At 33.7% G+C, this 15,859-nt stretch carries 12 protein-coding genes, 2 tRNA genes and 2 rRNA genes; all 16 read right to left on the bottom strand.

From position 1 onward, the window contains the following. Positions 1-31: 31 nt before the first annotated feature. A complete protein-coding gene (locus tag RR643_RS09065) occupies positions 32-862 on the bottom strand; it encodes a tyrosine-type recombinase/integrase (RefSeq protein WP_332483014.1) in 831 nt (276 codons plus the stop codon). Positions 863-1,011: 149 nt separating this feature from the next. Then, a complete protein-coding gene (locus tag RR643_RS09060; RefSeq protein WP_332472625.1) occupies positions 1,012-2,301 on the bottom strand; it encodes an APC family permease in 1,290 nt (429 codons plus the stop codon). A gap of 106 nt (positions 2,302-2,407) precedes the next feature. Next, entirely contained in the window at positions 2,408-5,503 is a 3,096-nt protein-coding gene (locus tag RR643_RS09055; RefSeq protein WP_332483013.1) for an ATP-binding protein, read from the bottom strand. Positions 5,504-5,599: 96 nt separating this feature from the next. Continuing rightward, positions 5,600-6,439: a YjjW family glycine radical enzyme activase gene (locus RR643_RS09050; protein WP_332483012.1), complete on the bottom strand. Its 840-nt coding sequence runs from the start codon at positions 6,437-6,439 to the stop codon at positions 5,600-5,602. Positions 6,440-6,645: 206 nt separating this feature from the next. Then, positions 6,646-6,721: transfer RNA gene (locus RR643_RS09045), tRNA-Ala, on the bottom strand. A gap of 16 nt (positions 6,722-6,737) precedes the next feature. Beyond that, a tRNA-Ile gene (locus RR643_RS09040) sits at positions 6,738-6,814 on the bottom strand. Between the two features lie 254 nt (positions 6,815-7,068). After that, a complete protein-coding gene (gene rpsI, locus RR643_RS09035; protein ID WP_332470161.1) occupies positions 7,069-7,476 on the bottom strand; it encodes a 30S ribosomal protein S9 in 408 nt (135 codons plus the stop codon). Between the two features lie 14 nt (positions 7,477-7,490). Further along, positions 7,491-7,928, bottom strand: coding sequence for a 50S ribosomal protein L13 (rplM, locus tag RR643_RS09030; protein ID WP_332470162.1), 438 nt, complete (start codon positions 7,926-7,928; stop codon positions 7,491-7,493). An 89-nt stretch (positions 7,929-8,017) separates the two neighbouring features. Continuing rightward, positions 8,018-8,833 carry a tRNA pseudouridine(38-40) synthase TruA gene (gene truA, locus RR643_RS09025; protein ID WP_332470163.1) on the bottom strand — a complete coding sequence of 272 codons (816 nt, stop codon included), beginning with the start codon at positions 8,831-8,833 and terminating at the stop codon, positions 8,018-8,020. Further along, positions 8,791-9,591 (bottom strand): energy-coupling factor transporter transmembrane component T family protein, encoded by an 801-nt coding sequence (locus tag RR643_RS09020; RefSeq protein ID WP_332470164.1) that lies wholly within the window; start codon positions 9,589-9,591, stop codon positions 8,791-8,793. The genes truA and RR643_RS09020 overlap by 43 nt, the downstream gene beginning before the upstream one ends. Continuing rightward, positions 9,584-10,444 (bottom strand): energy-coupling factor transporter ATPase, encoded by an 861-nt coding sequence (locus RR643_RS09015; protein WP_332470165.1) that lies wholly within the window; start codon positions 10,442-10,444, stop codon positions 9,584-9,586. The genes RR643_RS09020 and RR643_RS09015 overlap by 8 nt, the downstream gene beginning before the upstream one ends. Next, complete coding sequence (locus RR643_RS09010; protein WP_332483011.1) at positions 10,420-11,250, bottom strand: energy-coupling factor transporter ATPase; 831 nt, start codon at positions 11,248-11,250, stop codon at positions 10,420-10,422. The genes RR643_RS09015 and RR643_RS09010 overlap by 25 nt, the downstream gene beginning before the upstream one ends. An 87-nt stretch (positions 11,251-11,337) precedes the next feature. Further along, positions 11,338-13,302 (bottom strand): hypothetical protein, encoded by a 1,965-nt coding sequence (locus RR643_RS09005; protein ID WP_332483010.1) that lies wholly within the window; start codon positions 13,300-13,302, stop codon positions 11,338-11,340. A 63-nt stretch (positions 13,303-13,365) separates the two neighbouring features. Next, positions 13,366-13,947 carry an O-methyltransferase gene (locus RR643_RS09000; protein WP_332470168.1) on the bottom strand — a complete coding sequence of 194 codons (582 nt, stop codon included), beginning with the start codon at positions 13,945-13,947 and terminating at the stop codon, positions 13,366-13,368. Positions 13,948-14,028: 81 nt separating this feature from the next. Beyond that, positions 14,029-14,142, bottom strand: a 5S ribosomal RNA gene (rrf, locus tag RR643_RS08995). A gap of 90 nt (positions 14,143-14,232) precedes the next feature. Beyond that, positions 14,233-15,859 (bottom strand): 23S ribosomal RNA (locus RR643_RS08990); the annotation flags it as partial.

Here is a 15,859-nt window from a genome sequence, read left to right as displayed (position 1 = left end):
ACAACATAATGTAGATTATGTTGTTTTATTTTTAGTTTCTGAATAAGTGTTCAAGTTGTACCCTACATTCATTTAAGTTACTAGTTGCAACATAAATTCTTGTGGTTTCAATATTACTATGTCCTAAGAAGTCAGCTAATCGAACTATATCCTTTTGTTTCTCATAAAATGTTTTTGCAAACAAGTGTCTAAAATTATGTGGAAATACTTTGCTTCTTAAAACATCTGCCTTAATTGCTATTCGTTTCATCATTCGCCAAATATAAAATCGGTCTAATGACTTTCCACTTTTTGTAATAAATATCGACCCTGTTACTATTCTATTCTCTTGACAATATTGTTTGAGTCTTGCGACAAGGTTTTGCGTTAAAATGATAACACGTATTTTACCTTTGTTATTTATTACCGCTTGACCTTTTTCTAATGCTTGTACAGTAATATATCTTAGCTCACTAACTCGTATTCCTGTTTCTGCAAATGTATGGATAATTTGATTAATTCGTTTATCTTTTAATCCTTGTGTATTTTTTGTTATTTTTATGTAATCTTTCATTTCCATACTTCTTTTTTCTTCAGTAAATACTTTTCTTTGTAATTTATATACTTTTACACAATATTCGTCTTTTTTTAGAAACTTTAGAAAACTATTAACCGCAACTAATATTGAATTACAACTTGATACCTCATATTTAGTTAATAAGTTCTTTTTAAATGCAATTACACTTTCCTTTGTAAGCTCCAAGCCGTGCTCACTTAAATAATTCAAATACTTTAGAATATCTCTTCGATATTTTTTAATCGTATTATCACACTTCTCTTCATGTTTTAATAAGTCACAATACATACTTAATTGTTCTTCCATCTTTACCTCCAACTTTTAGTTTAAAATAAAATATTTACTTTAAATATATTATTCCATACTTCAAATGTGCAATTCGTTCCATCGCACAAAAATATAAAAAAGAAGTTTTCACATTTAGAAAAAACTTCTCTTATTTCTAATTATACTCTTTATTGTTTCAATTTATTTCTATTGCCTATCCAATACAATATCGCTCCTATTACTAATAATCCAATTCCAAACAATACAATATCCATTGTAAAACTTGTAAGTAGATATGCACTTGATAATAGTGCGAGAATTGGAATGATGTAACCTCCAGGGACTTTAAATCCATTTTGAGTTGATGGTTTCTTACGTAATTTTATTAGTGCCAAAATACTTGGTACATATTGAATAAATGAGATAAATACCGACAATGATATTAAGAACATAAAATCACCACTCAATACCAAGATAATCGCAACTCCGAAAGTAATTAAACTGCTTATATATGGTATCCCCTTTTTATTCTTCTTTGCGAGTAGTTTTGGAAACAAACCTTTTTCTGCTAAAGATGATGCAATAAATGGGGCATTGAATGAAAACGAAATTGTTAATCCACCAATTGAAATGATCATGCCATAAATAATTATATGATATCCAACTGTACCCATAATATTTTGTAACGCAACTGCTGCCGGTAGTGATTCGTTTGCGATTTGTGGACCCAATAAGCCTATGCTTACCGCTGTAATCAAAATATAAAGTGCAGTACTGGTTAGAAGAACAGTTATTAATGCCAAGGGTACATTCTTCTTTGGATTATCCATTTTTGCTGCTGCAACAGGTAAAAACGAGAACCCAACAAACGCATAGAAAATAACTCCTAACGCTTTCGCAAAATCACTAAAGAGTGTTGCACTATTTGTAACTGTAGAAGGTAATAAAGGAGTTAAGAAATCTACCTTAATAAAGAATATACCTACTCCAATAAAGAAAACAATGATCGCGATTTTCGCAACAGATGAAATATTATTCAATATCTTTACAAAATTAGTGCCTACCATATTCGCTAAAAAGAGAACACAAAGAAATCCAACTGCTACCACATTATAAGTCATCGGATCTTTCAACTGTGGAAATACGCCTTGTAATGTTGTCATTAGTGCCGCTGTTTCAGCCGATAATGATGTAATTGCTAAAAACCAAACACTAATACCTACTTCAAACCCAAAGAATTTACCAAATGCCTCATATACATATCGCCATGCAGCTCCATTCTCACTAAACTTAGATGATAATTCGGCATAACACAATGCGATTAAAAATACCATAATACTTGCTATCAAAATAACAATTAAACTTGCAACCCCAATATCTTTATAAACTTTTCCTGGCAACAAAAATATTCCCGAACCGATGATACCATTAATCCCGAGTAGAAAAATACTTGCGAAGCCAATTTTCTTTGCTTCCATAAATGACCTCCAAAACGAAAAAACCCTTCCCATTTTCTTAATCATAAAAGCAGAAGGAATAAAATTCAATGAATGTAATCTTTTCAAATTAAAACTAAGTGATTTCTCACTTAGTTCTCGGCTTTTTCAAAATTGGAACCAAAGCATCATAAATCTTTTGTGAATTTAATGGTTTAGTTAGATGGTGATTCATTCCTGCATTTATACTATTTCTCATATCATCTACAAACGTTAACGCACTCATAGCTAATATTGTAATTGACGATGCATCCTCACGATCCATATTACGTATCATTTTTGTCGCTTCCAAACCATTACAAACTGGCATTTGAATATCCATTAATATCGCATCAAACTCACCAACTTTTGAATTCTTAAATGTTTCAACTGCTTGATATCCATCCGACACATTCGTTACTTTCGTATTTAAATTCTCTAACATTCTTCTTGCCACCATTGTATTTACTTCATTATCTTCAACCAAAAGAATATTTAATCCTTTTAAGTCTAAATTTTGTTTTGTTTCAATTGTCTTTTTAATTTTCTCTTTTTCTTGTTGAAATTGATATGGTATTGTAACGGTAAATTTTGTTCCTTCATTGACTTTGCTAACTACATCAATCGTTCCACCTTTTGATTCTACAAAATTCTTCACTATAGATAAACCTAATCCAGTTCCTTCAACTTTACATTCTTGCACTGGGTCTCTATAAAAAGGTGAGAATATCTTTTCTAGTTTATCTTCAGCAATTCCATACCCTTGATCAATAAACTCAAAGCGATAAATCGCTGATTGATCATCTTTATCAAACTCAAAACAATTGAATTGTATTTCTGTTCCTTCTGGGGAGTACTTTGAAGCATTTGTTAGAAGATTCATCCACACACGATGTAATCTTTTTCTATCCGCAATGACTTTAACTCGTTTTAAATTTGAAGTATCTACTAATAATTTTTGATTCTTAATTGATATAATCGGTTGAACTATTTTAACCACTGCCATTATTTCATCAATAAGATTAGCGTCACTACCATTTAGCGGTAAGTTACCATTTTCAATTTTACTTATGTCTAAAATATCATTTACTATTTCCATCAATTGAATTGTGGATGAATGAATAATATCCAAGTCATTCTCAATTTTTTCACGATTATTAATATCTTCATATGCCAAATCAACTAATCCTAGTATTGCATTTAATGGCGTACGTATGTCATGACTCATCGTTGATAAAAATCGAGTTTTCGATTTATTTGCTTGTTGAGCGCTGATTAGTGCTTGTTCTAAAACATCGCGATTTTCTTGTTCTTGTAAGTACTCTTGTGTGATATCCAAAATAGAAAATCCAAATAACTCTTTAATATTTTGAATCTTAAAGAAACGAATCATTTTTCTGATCTTCGCTTCTTTTTCATCACAACTAAACGAGAGCGAATAATTTTCAAGAATCGCTAGTTTCTGTATGATAAGTTCGATTTTTAATTCTTCTTGTAATAATTTCTTATCTTCATCTGAAGCAATGGATAATAGTGTATTTTTAAGTGATTCAAAATCTCCCTTCATTTCCTTTAGATAATTCTGATTCTTATTATCTATCACAATTGCAAATTGACTAGAAACTGCACTAACTTTTACTACGTAATCAAATTCATTATTTACAACTCTCTCTAAAATTAATCGATTTGAGTATTCATCATTAATATCTATGATTGTAATGAATATTTCTACGTTTGATGTAAATGGATTGAAATTCATATTCCCTGTAAATTTAATGCGATGTTGCTCGATCGTATGTTTAATAAACAATTCATATTCAACTGTTGTAATACCATGTCCAAATTTATCCAGTAGATATTTTTCATCTAATTCATTTTTAAACTGATTACCTATTTCATCCGATACTACCGCTTTCTTTATTTCATCAAGAAATTGGTTTAAACTATCCATCTCTGTAAACTTCTTTAGATTGCCATTTCTTACTACCAAGTTTTTAATGCTGCCTGTTGATAAATTACACATTGCATAAAGTATTGCGGAATGATTTCCATCTTGTTGATTTTTGACAAATTCACTATAGAGATATTCCATTCTTTTTTGTTCAGAAATATCAATAACTGTTCCAACCGCCTTTTCACATTCTCCATCTTTGCCATAAATGCGAGTGAATACAACTTTACCCCACCAATAATCATCTGTATTTGGTTTATTAAAGCGCACCGCATAAGAAACTGAATCATCGGTTTGAAGTAATTGTTCAATCATATTCATAACATAGCTCACATCTTCGACATGAATGAATTTATATTTCATCAATCCTTCTGGTATGTTTTCAACATATTCAGGTATTCCAAATACGCGTTGTGCACTTTCACTATGAATTGCTTTCTTTAACTTGAAATCCAATATCCAGAATGCAACTCCCGCTTGTTTTGCAATTGTGTCAAATATTTCAGGCATAAAATGAGCTTCATTTCGGTATGTCTCTTTTCCATTTTTCAAAGTAAAACTTAGTGATAATTGATCTTCATAAATAAAGAAATAGCCTTTGAGTTGAACATAATATGTTTTGTCATTATCTTTCATCGTTACTGCAATGGAAAGACTCTTTTCGTTTCTTTCTATTGCTCCTTCGATTGCATTTTGTATTCTTGAAATGTCTTCTTTAACCATATAGTTTCTCAAAGAACACTTTGAGTTGATTGCGTGAGCATGAATGAGACTTTCTTGCATGGTAAAACAATTGAATATACGCATATCTTTATTTGCAGAAATAAGTAGAATACATTGTGCTAATTCATCAAAAGGTAATGGTTGAATATTTTTTTCGTTTGTTTCTTTATTGAATATACCAAACATCAAAAAACGATTATTTTCGTTGCATGTCAGTGTAGTTACTTGATAATCATTAATTCCATTATCCAATAATAGCGAGAAATTCCATTTATGAATCTTACCTACATCACTACTTGATTCAACCATTTGTTGAATCAATTGATTATCATTAATTGTTGATAAATAGAGTTCATATTTATTGCCATATTGTGCATTAAACTCTTCTCTTGTTTTATTGTGCAATACATAAAACTCATCACTAGCAAAAAGAAGGTTCATTTCATCATTAAGATCTACACAAAATAACGCATCATTATATTCACGTTCAAATAAATTTAAATGATATTGACTCTCTATTCCTTTATTCATAGTTTCAACCTCAGTTAATTTTATTATATCATTACCCAGTAAATAATTTGATAAGAAAAGGATAATCAATCATCATTTTGATTATCCTTCATTTTGTTATACTACAATTGTATGCTTAGCACCTAATTTTATTGCCAACTTCGCAAGTTTTTCTGCTTCTTTCTCCGTTGTGATTGATTTCCCCATTTCTTTTAATCCTTCTTCTCTAACTCCAAATGGACGATATCGCAACAATTTATAAACCGTTTTATCTTGAATGATTTGACTTACTTCTCTTACTGTAACCTCATTCTGTTTCTGTTCATTTGGTAATAGAACCGTACGAACTTCCACTAATTTATTTTTCTTAAGTAAATATTTCAAGTTTTTTTGAACTTCTTTGTTGGAAGCACCTGTTAAATATTCATGAAATTTATTGTCATATGCTTTTACATCTAACATAACACCATCACTTATATCTAATAATTCTTCATATTTAGAGAAATCATAAATACCATTAGAATCAAGCAAGCAAGTATACCCCTCTTTTTTTGCCTTTTTAAACAATTCTAAGAGGAATTCTGAATGATTCATACATTCTCCTCCACTCACTGTAATTCCACGAATAAAGCCCTTCTGCTTGTTGATTTCAGCCATTAAATCTTTAGTGGTCATTTCTCTTATCTTTGGAGATGACAAATTCTTACAAGTTTTGATACATGCATCACAATCAATACAAATCTTAGGGTTCCAAACGACTTTCCCCTTCACAACAGTTAATGCTTTAACAGGGCATGTTGCTACACACTCCCCACAATGATTACACATATTTATTGTCTCTGGATTATGACAATAATAACAACGAAATGGACAGGACTGAAAAAAGATAGAAGTACGATTACCAGGACCATCTACATTGGAAAAAGGAATTATTTTATTTACTGGAGCTTTTATCATTTTAACACCTCACTTGTATGAATTATATCATACTTTATTTTTACACTAACTCTATATTTTAATATCTCACTTTCTGATAATGGTTATCTTTATACCTTTATTTATTCAACTTCATTTTTAGAGAAAGTAAACCCAACTATTATCATGTACAAAGATAAAAAAAAAAAAAACACGAAACCAATTGATTTCATGTTTATTTTGAAATATGGTGGAGCTTAGGAGGATCGAACTCCTGACCTCCTGCGTGCAAGGCAGGCGCTCTCCCAGCTGAGCTAAAACCCCATGTATTTCAATTCGATGGTGGGCCTGAATGGACTTGAACCAACGACCTCACCCTTATCAGGGGTGCGCTCTAACCACCTGAGCTACAGGCCCGATCGCTTCATCGAATGCTTTATAATATTATCATCTATGCAACTCTAAGTCAACATCTTTTTTAAAATTATTTAAATTAATTTATACTATTTTATTAATAATAAAAATCAAAAAAAATAATTCCCACTAGAGCAACATTCCCAATAATAAAAACTTAATCAACACGATTATTTTAACCTTCAAATCAAAAGGCAAAAAAAATCCCAACCATAGGTTGAGATTTGATTTTCTCTTTGATAAACGAAAGTATTCGATTAACGTTTTGAGAATTGAGGTGCACGACGAGCTCCTCTAAGACCGTATTTCTTACGTTCCTTAGCACGTGAATCACGTGTTAAGAATCCTGCAGCCTTAAGTGCTGGACGATAGTCTACTGATGCTTCAAGTAAAGCACGAGCGATACCATGTCTCATTGCTCCTGATTGTCCTGAATATCCACCACCACAAACATTAATTTTAATATCAAATTGATTTAATGTTTCTGTTAAGTCAAGTGGTAAACGAACGTTCATTCTTAAAGTTTCTAATGGTAGGTACTCTTCAAGAGTCTTCCCATTAACTGTGATGATACCTGTTCCTGGAGTCATAAAGACACGAGCAACAGATGATTTACGACGGCCTGTGCCGATGTAAGTTACATTTGTTTTTTTCTTTGCTGGCATTGTCTTTCTCCTCCTTACCCTTTAATCTTAAGTTCAACTGGTTGTTGAGCTGCATGTGGATGTTCAGATCCTTTGTACACAAATAAGTGTCCACGCATAACATCCCCTAGTTTTGTATGAGGAAGCATACCGTGTACTGCTCTTTCTACCCATTCAATAGTGTATTGATCTCTCATAACACCTGTTGAACGTGTGCGTAATCCACCCTTATATTGAGAGTGATTGTAGTAGTTCTTTTTATTCACTTGATCACCTGAAATTACAATTTTATCAGCATTGATAATAATTACATAATCTCCGCAATCAACATTAGGTGTATAAGTAGGTTTATGTTTACCTCTTATTACTGTTGCTACCTCAGTAGCAAGACGTCCTAAAGTACATCCTGTTCCATCAACGACGAACCATTGACGAACAACTGTGCTTGGTTTTGCCATAGTTGTTTGGCGCATTTTCATTTCCTCCTAAACCAATGTAGTTTCCGGGGCTACATTTGGCATAAGTTGCCGACTATCATTATATCGTTGTTTATCCTTATTAGTCAATCATTTTCTATTATTTCTAAAGGATTTTCTTCATTTTCGTTATACTCTATTTTCATAAGATATAAACCTTGCGGTTCAGCATTGTGTTTGCAAATATCTTTATCTCTTGCCTCAAGCATTTCCAGTACATCCTCAGCTGTTAAACGACCTCTACCAACCTCAATCAAGGTAGCTGTCAACATACGCACCATATACCTTAAAAAGCCCTTACCTCTGTAACTAATTGTTAAGATATCTTTGTTTCTGGAAAAAACGATACTTTCTATCTCTCGAACCTGATTAGGGAACTGTTCTAACGAATTAGCACAAAATGATGAAAAATCATGTTTACCCACAAAAACCTGTGATGCTCTCTCCATTTCTTCAAGATTGAGCACATGTCTACATTGATAGGCATAATTCACTAAACAAACATCATACTCACCTAGATTAATAAGATAATCATATTGTTTTCTTTTCACACTAAAACGAGCGTGAAATTTATCTCCTACCTCTTCAAGTGATTTAATGCGAATATCTTTTGGTAAATATCCATTTAATGCCCATTGCCAACGATTCGCATCCAAATAAAAGTTAGTATCAAAATGAATTACTTGGCCATACGCATGAACTTTTGCATCTGTTCTTCCAGCCGCAACTGCTTTAATATCTTCTTTCGATATTCGTTTTAATACAGATTCAATATTTTCTTGAATTGAATTTTTCTTACATTGTGATTGCCAACCCACATAGGCTGTACCATCATAACTTACAATACACTTAAATCTTCTCATACTACAAAAGCGATTACAATCATCCCAATTGATAAGCATACAGATCCCGTCAACAGGATGATATCTCTTCCTTTAATCTTTAATACTTTATATCTTGTACGTTCTTGCCCAGGTGCATATCCTCTTGATTCCATTGCATTTGCTAAATCTTCAGCGCGTTGAAATGCTGATACGAATAACGGTACAATTAACGATAAAATTGCTACAATCTTTTCTTTCATTGAACCTTCTTTTAAATCAACTCCACGAGAAGCTTGTGCTCTCATAATTTTTTGAGTCTCTTCAATTAAATCTGGAATAAAACGCAATGCAATAGATATTAACATTGCAATTTCATGCGATGGTACACCAATCTTTTGAAATGGCTGAAGCAAATCTTCAATTCCTAAAGTTAAATCTAATGGTTTTGTCGTAGCCGTTAATACTGTTGTAATCATAATCATTAGAATTAATCTTACAGCTATAAACAGCGTTTGAAAAATTGCATCAGAATAAACTGATAGTCCAAGAATTGTAAATAATAGTGTTCCAGTTTTTAGTACAAATACATTTAATACCAATAAGAACACCAACATAAATAACATTGGTTTAAGTGCTTTCCAAATAAAATCAAACTTCAACTTAGAGAGCAAGACAACACAAACAATACATACCGCAAGTAATCCATACCCAATCCAACCCACAGGAAAGAAAATGCTAATTAGGACAATTAACATCGCCATAATCTTAGCTCGTGGATCCATACGATGAATTACTGAATCAAGTGGAATATACTTTCCTAATACAAAACTATTCATGATGTTTCACCTGCTTACTTATCGCTTTCGCTAATTCATCAACTGTAAAACAATCATCAGGTAAATTCATACCACATTTTAAACATGCATTTCTTAATTGAACAATTGCTGGTGGCAAAATATTCAGTTCTTCGCATAGAGATTCTTGTTTAAAGAATGTCTTCACATCTTGTTTGCAGAATATTTTTCCATCTTTTACTACTACAACTTCATCACAATAATTTAATACATGTTCCATATCATGAGTTACAATTAAAACCGTTTTATTTAGTTCTTTATTTAGTTTTCTAAATAATCCCATCATTTGTTGAGAACCTTGTGGATCAAGTCCTGCAGTTGGTTCATCTAATACTAATACCTTGGGTTCCATCGCAAGAATTCCAGCTATTGCAACTCTTCTTTTTTGTCCACCTGATAAGTCCAATGGTGATTTATCCAAGTAGCTCATATCTAAATCTACAAGTTTCATTACTTCTCTTGCTTTTTGTATTGCATCTTCTTCACTTACACCAAAATTCTTTGGTCCAAAGATAATATCTTTAAGAATTGTTTCTTCAAATAATTGATACTCAGGAAATTGAAAAACCAATCCTACATCTTTGCGTAACGATTTGAGTTTCTTTGGTTGTACTCCCGCTTCAATCACACGTTCTAAAATCGTTAATTTCCCTGATGTAGGTAACAAGAGTGCATTTAAATGTTGAACCAGTGTTGTTTTACCAGAACCTGTCGCACCGATAATTGCAGTCATTTTCCCTTCAGTAATTTCTAAATCAACATCCGTTAAAGCTGCATATGAAAAAGGTGTATCAGGTGAATAAGTATGACTTACTTTTTCGAATAGTATTGACATAATTCTTCCACCAACCCTTCCATCGTTACAGTTTCTTTTATATTAACTCCTTGTTTTTTCAATGCCTTTTGCATCTTCAAACTAAAAGGTATATCTAATTTAATAGATACTAATTCTTTTTCTTTTAAGAGTATCTCATCAGGTTTTCCAACCATGACTATATGTCCTTTATCCATTACAATTACATCATCACTCTTTGATACTTCTTCGATATCATGTGTTATTGAAATAATTGTTATTGTTTCGTCTTTGTGCAAATCACGAATTAGTCTTTTGATCTCATCTTTACCCTGTGGATCAAGCATACTTGTAGCTTCATCAAAAATTAAAATTGAAGGCTTCATCGCAAGTACTCCCGCAATAGCCACACGTTGTTTTTGCCCACCTGATAATTTAGTAGGTTCACTGTTTAAGTAATCTATCATTTTTACTTTTGAAGCAAACTCTAAAATAATATCATCCATTTTAGATTGTTCAACACAATGGTTTTCTAATCCAAACGCAATATCATCCCGCACAGTTGACCCAATAAATTGATTATCTGGATTTTGAAATACGATTCCAATTTGATTTCTAATTTTTTGTAAATTCTCTTGTGTAAGATCTAATCCATCAATTTGAATTTCGCCACTTTTCTTCTCCAATAATCCCATTAGTAATTTCGCTATTGTACTTTTACCACTACCATTATGTCCAACAATTGTTGTGTATGATCCTTTTTCAATAGAAAAAGACACACCATCAACTGCCATGTTTTGATTATCATAAGAAAATCCTAAATCTTTAACCTTAATAATATGACTCATTTTCTCACCTCAAAGCCTTTTTATTATATACCATTTGCCTCTATAACACAAAAGAAAAGCGACCCTTGTCGCTTTGTCTATATTTGATTAAATATGTTCTAATTCATAACCTTTGTATAAACCATCCAAGTAATTAACTTGATTTGAAATATTGTATATTTCACTTAGTATTTTACTTTCTTGATTTTCAAAGTCTAGATAAATTAAGATGTTGTGATTTTCATCAGTTCCATTTATCTCGTATCCATATTCTTTTATTATTTCAATAAATGAAATTAAATTTTGAGACTCAGGAAATTGTACCTTATGAGTAATGCGACACCCAGTACCAATTTCAAACTCATCATTGAATACTTCAAAGTTATTAAATACTGTATTAATAAATTTTAGATTCAAATATGGATATAGTGAACTTATATCATATACTGCATCAGGGAATTCTCTTTCCTCAACAGGTTCAAGTGAAATTTCCTCCAAATCATCATCCTCTTCAAATGGTGATAATGTTGGAATATCAAGTTCATCTTCTTCAAGGATTGGTTGCATTGAAGGAAATTGTAATTCTTCAATTTCTTCTTCGTCTTCAATCGGTTGAATTTCTGAAATATTTAGAGGTTTATCTAACACTAAATCTTCTAATGCAATTGTAGGTTCTGCCACAATATTTCCGAAGTTGATAATATCAATTTCTTCCACATGTGGTTCTTCTACTGTTTCAAAAGGTTGTGCATCGTTCAGATTAATTAAATCAATGTCATCCTCACCAACATGAATTAAGCGTTTTTTAAACTCTTCAAATTCATCTTGTGTTAGTTCTTTTTTAAGTTGAGGAGTTTCTTGATGAATTGGCTCTAAAGTAATCTCTTCTAAATCATCTTCATCATCATCGATAGTAAATAAGCGTTTGATTTCTTCATCATCAAGATCAACTAGTTTTAGTTCACTTGTTTCTTCAATCGTTGGGTCAAATGCTGATTCAACGATTGATTGTGTTGGTTTAAATTCTTCAAATAAACTTGTTAAGTCAATTTCATCTAAATCATCATCACCAAACGGATTGCGCATCGTGATGTTTTGAGAATCTTCTATAGGTTGATTTACATTTTCAAATTTAGGCAAATCAAAAATTGCAGTTTTACTTAAGTTCTCATCATCAAATTCTTTCTTTGATGGTTGTACCATAGTTGGTATTTCAAATGTACCCCAATCATTATCATTGTTAACTTCTTCGATTGTATCTTGAAGTACTTCTTGAATGTCTTCTTCAGTTGGAGTTATGATTTCCTCCGTCTTAATTGCAGGCTCTCCAAATGGATGCATTAATGTTTCAAACTTAATATTAGCATCTGGTTTTGGTCTTTCTACAAACGTAGGTACTACTAAATCCTCTAACAAGTCATTTAAATGATCATCTTCTACAAGCAACGAATTATCTTCTTCATTTTCGTTAGTTGATGATTCAATATCTTGTATTAGTTTTTGTAGATCTTCATTTTTGAAATCAGGTATTGTATTTATAACTTCCTCAACTGGTTCTTCAGGTAATTCAACTTCTTCCAAAATTTCCTCAATTGTTGGCTCAGCTACTACAATTGGTTCTTCGATTATTTCTTCAATCACTGGTTCATCAAATTTTATAGTTTCTTCTTTAGGTTGAACAAATGATGGTACTCTTAAATCTTCAAGAACATCTTTGCTTGCAGTCATGGCAGCGCCTATTATTCCCGCAGCTTGTACTGGAGCCATTTCCTTGATTGATGGAATATCAATATCTGAAATATCATCTAAATCAATAAATGGTGTTTCTTTGTGATCAACTGTTTGTTTAGTTGATTTGTAATCATGATCTATTTCATGAATATCTTTTAATGGCAAATTTTCAATCTCTTGAATCGTACGCACTAGCTCTTTATCTTCTTCATCAGAGCGAAGTTTAATCATACGTATTTCATCATCGACATCTGCTTTCTTATCTTGTTCTTCCTTCAAAAGGTAAACAGCTAAAGCTGCCCCTGATGCTAATAATAAAGTTGTTAGTAAACCTTTTTTCATAGATATATACCCCACTCCTATATTTTATCATAAAATATCTTTTTATACGAAATGTTATCGTATTTACTTCACTTTTACAATTGCAACACCATCTCCAACTTCCGGATAATATAGTGTTTCAAACTTTGGATCTGTACAAATAAAATCCCTAAATACTTTAATCTTCTTTACTAGCTGTTTCGTATTTCTACTCTTTGTTAATTCTGGATTATCCACGATTCCATGGAAACACAAATTATCAAAAACGAAGACTCCATCTTGACTAACATTTCCGAGGAAATGTTCCATATATTTCTTATATTGTGCTTTTGCTGCATCTACAAATATTAAATCATATTTCTCAGTAGTTTCAAAGAGTACAGCGTCAATTTGATGCACAGTTATGCGATTTGTTAATCCTTCTGTTTCAATGTTTTGTCGCGCTAACTCAACAAGTTTTGGATTAATCTCACACGTATCAATTAAGATATCATCATTGCATTTTGCCATCTTGATTGATGAATATCCAATTGCAGTCCCACATTCTAAAATTCGTTTCGTATTTTCTTTTTTTATATATTCGCATAAAAATTCAATTCCACCATCTAGCATGATTGGAACATGGTTTTCTTGCGCATAGTTTTTTATCTCATCTATTTTATTCATAGAATTATTCTAACATAAATTTAACCTAATTTAATCAAAAAAGGAAATAAAAAAGGATATCCAAAGAAGGATATCCGAAGAACCTGGCAACGTGCTAGTTTCACTATGGCGTGCATAGCTATAATCGCCGCTGAAATGCTTAACTTCTGTGTTCGGTATGGGAACAGGTGTGACCATTTCGCCATCATTACCAGATCTGTGAGAGAAATTCTCTCAAAACTAAATAACAGATTTAGACTTATTTTTGTATCTTTCCGAATTGTTGTTGTGTTTTTTACTCTTGACGTGATTAAATCCTCGACCTATTAGTATCAGTCAACTCCATGCATCACTGCACTTCCATCTCTGACCTATCAACCTCGTCGTCTTCAAGGGGTCTTACTTTCTCAAGGAAATGGGAAATCTCATCTTGGAATTGGTTTCACGCTTAGATGCCTTCAGCGTTTATCCAGTCCGTACTTAGCTACCCAGCCATGCCACTGGCGTGACAACTGGTACACCATCGGTACGTCCATCCCGGTCCTCTCGTACTAGGGACAGCGCTCCTCAAATTTCCTACGCCCACAACAGATAGGGACCGAACTGTCTCACGACGTTCTGAACCCAGCTCGCGTACCGCTTTAATGGGCGGACAGCCCAACCCTTGGAACCGAATTCAGCTCCAGGATGCGATGAGCCGACATCGAGGTGCCAAACCTCGCCGTCGATGTGAACTCTTGGGCGAGATCAGCCTGTTATCCCCAGGGTAGCTTTTATCCGTTAAGCGACGGCCATTCCATACTGCACCGCCGGATCACTAATCCCGACTTTCGTCCCTGTTCGACTTGTAAGTCTCACAGTCAAGCACCCTTCTGCATTTGCACTCAGCGATTGATTTCCAACCAATCTGAGGGTACCTTTGGGCGCCTCCGTTACTCTTTAGGAGGCGACCGCCCCAGTCAAACTGCCCACCTGACACTGTCCTTTGACCCGATCAGGGCCATAAGTTAGAATTTCAATTAACTAAGAGTGGTATCCCAACGATGGCTCCATTGAGACTAGCGTCCCAACTTCAAAGCCTCCCACCTATTCTGTACATAGTTAATCAAAACTCAATATCAAGCTACAGTAAAGCTCCATGGGGTCTTTCCGTCTAGTTGCGGGTAACCTGCATTTTCACAGGTACTAAGATTTCACCGAGTCTGCTGCCGAGACAGCGCCCAAATCGTTACGCCTTTCGTGCGGGTCAGAACTTACCTGACAAGGAATTTCGCTACCTTAGGACCGTTATAGTTACGGCCGCCGTTCACTGGGGCTTCAATTCAAAGCTTCGCCTTGCGACTAACTCATCCTCTTAACCTTCCAGCACCGGGCAGGCGTCACCCCATATACTTCGTCTTGCGACTTTGCATAGAGCTGTGTTTTAGTTAAACAGTTGCTTGGGCCTCTTCACTGCGGCTCTCTTTTACAAGAGCGCCCCTTCTTGCGAACGTACGGGGCAATTTTGCCGAGTTCCTTGGCAACAGTTCTCTCGCTCACCTTAGGCTTCTCGCCTTGACCACCTGTGTCGGTTTTGGTACGGGCCGCATCTTGATTAACGCTAGAAACTTTTCTTGAAAGCTGGTATCACAAACTTCGCTACTTGGTCGCCCGTTCACTCGTCATCACGCTTTTGGATTGACATGCGGATTTGCCTACATGTCTCCTACTTCGCTTAATCCCCAATCCATTAAGGGGTATTGCTAACCTTCTTTGTCATTCCTTCACTCAAGTGCGGGTACGGGAATATCAACCCGTTGTCCATCGACTACGCTTGTCAGCCTCGCCTTAGGTCCCGACTTACCCAGGGAGGACGAACCTTCCCCTGGAAACCTTAGTCTATCGGTGTGTAGGATTCTCACCTACATCTCGCTACTCACACCGGCATTCTCAC

Origin of the sequence: Anaerorhabdus sp. (assembly GCF_036637135.1) — a bacterium.
Classification (GTDB): Bacteria; Bacillota_I; Bacilli_A; order Erysipelotrichales; family Erysipelotrichaceae; genus Anaerorhabdus.
The sequence above is the reverse complement of the archived record's forward strand: the minus strand, read 5'-3'. Positions and strand labels throughout refer to the sequence as shown.

Excerpts from the sequence above, each read along its gene's own strand:
- RR643_RS09065 (WP_332483014.1), bottom strand. The coding sequence starts at position 862 with ATGGAAGAACAATTAAGTATGTATTGTGACTTATTAAAACATGAAGAG.
- RR643_RS09060 (WP_332472625.1), bottom strand. The coding sequence starts at position 2,301 with ATGGAAGCAAAGAAAATTGGCTTCGCAAGTATTTTTCTACTCGGGATT.
- RR643_RS09055 (WP_332483013.1), bottom strand. The coding sequence starts at position 5,503 with ATGAATAAAGGAATAGAGAGTCAATATCATTTAAATTTATTTGAACGT.
- RR643_RS09050 (WP_332483012.1), bottom strand. The coding sequence starts at position 6,439 with ATGATAAAAGCTCCAGTAAATAAAATAATTCCTTTTTCCAATGTAGAT.
- rpsI (WP_332470161.1), bottom strand. The coding sequence starts at position 7,476 with ATGCCAGCAAAGAAAAAAACAAATGTAACTTACATCGGCACAGGCCGT.
- rplM (WP_332470162.1), bottom strand. The coding sequence starts at position 7,928 with ATGCGCCAAACAACTATGGCAAAACCAAGCACAGTTGTTCGTCAATGG.
- truA (WP_332470163.1), bottom strand. The coding sequence starts at position 8,833 with ATGCTTATCAATTGGGATGATTGTAATCGCTTTTGTAGTATGAGAAGA.
- RR643_RS09020 (WP_332470164.1), bottom strand. The coding sequence starts at position 9,591 with ATGAATAGTTTTGTATTAGGAAAGTATATTCCACTTGATTCAGTAATT.
- RR643_RS09015 (WP_332470165.1), bottom strand. The coding sequence starts at position 10,444 with ATGTCAATACTATTCGAAAAAGTAAGTCATACTTATTCACCTGATACA.
- RR643_RS09010 (WP_332483011.1), bottom strand. The coding sequence starts at position 11,250 with ATGAGTCATATTATTAAGGTTAAAGATTTAGGATTTTCTTATGATAAT.
- RR643_RS09005 (WP_332483010.1), bottom strand. The coding sequence starts at position 13,302 with ATGAAAAAAGGTTTACTAACAACTTTATTATTAGCATCAGGGGCAGCT.
- RR643_RS09000 (WP_332470168.1), bottom strand. The coding sequence starts at position 13,947 with ATGAATAAAATAGATGAGATAAAAAACTATGCGCAAGAAAACCATGTT.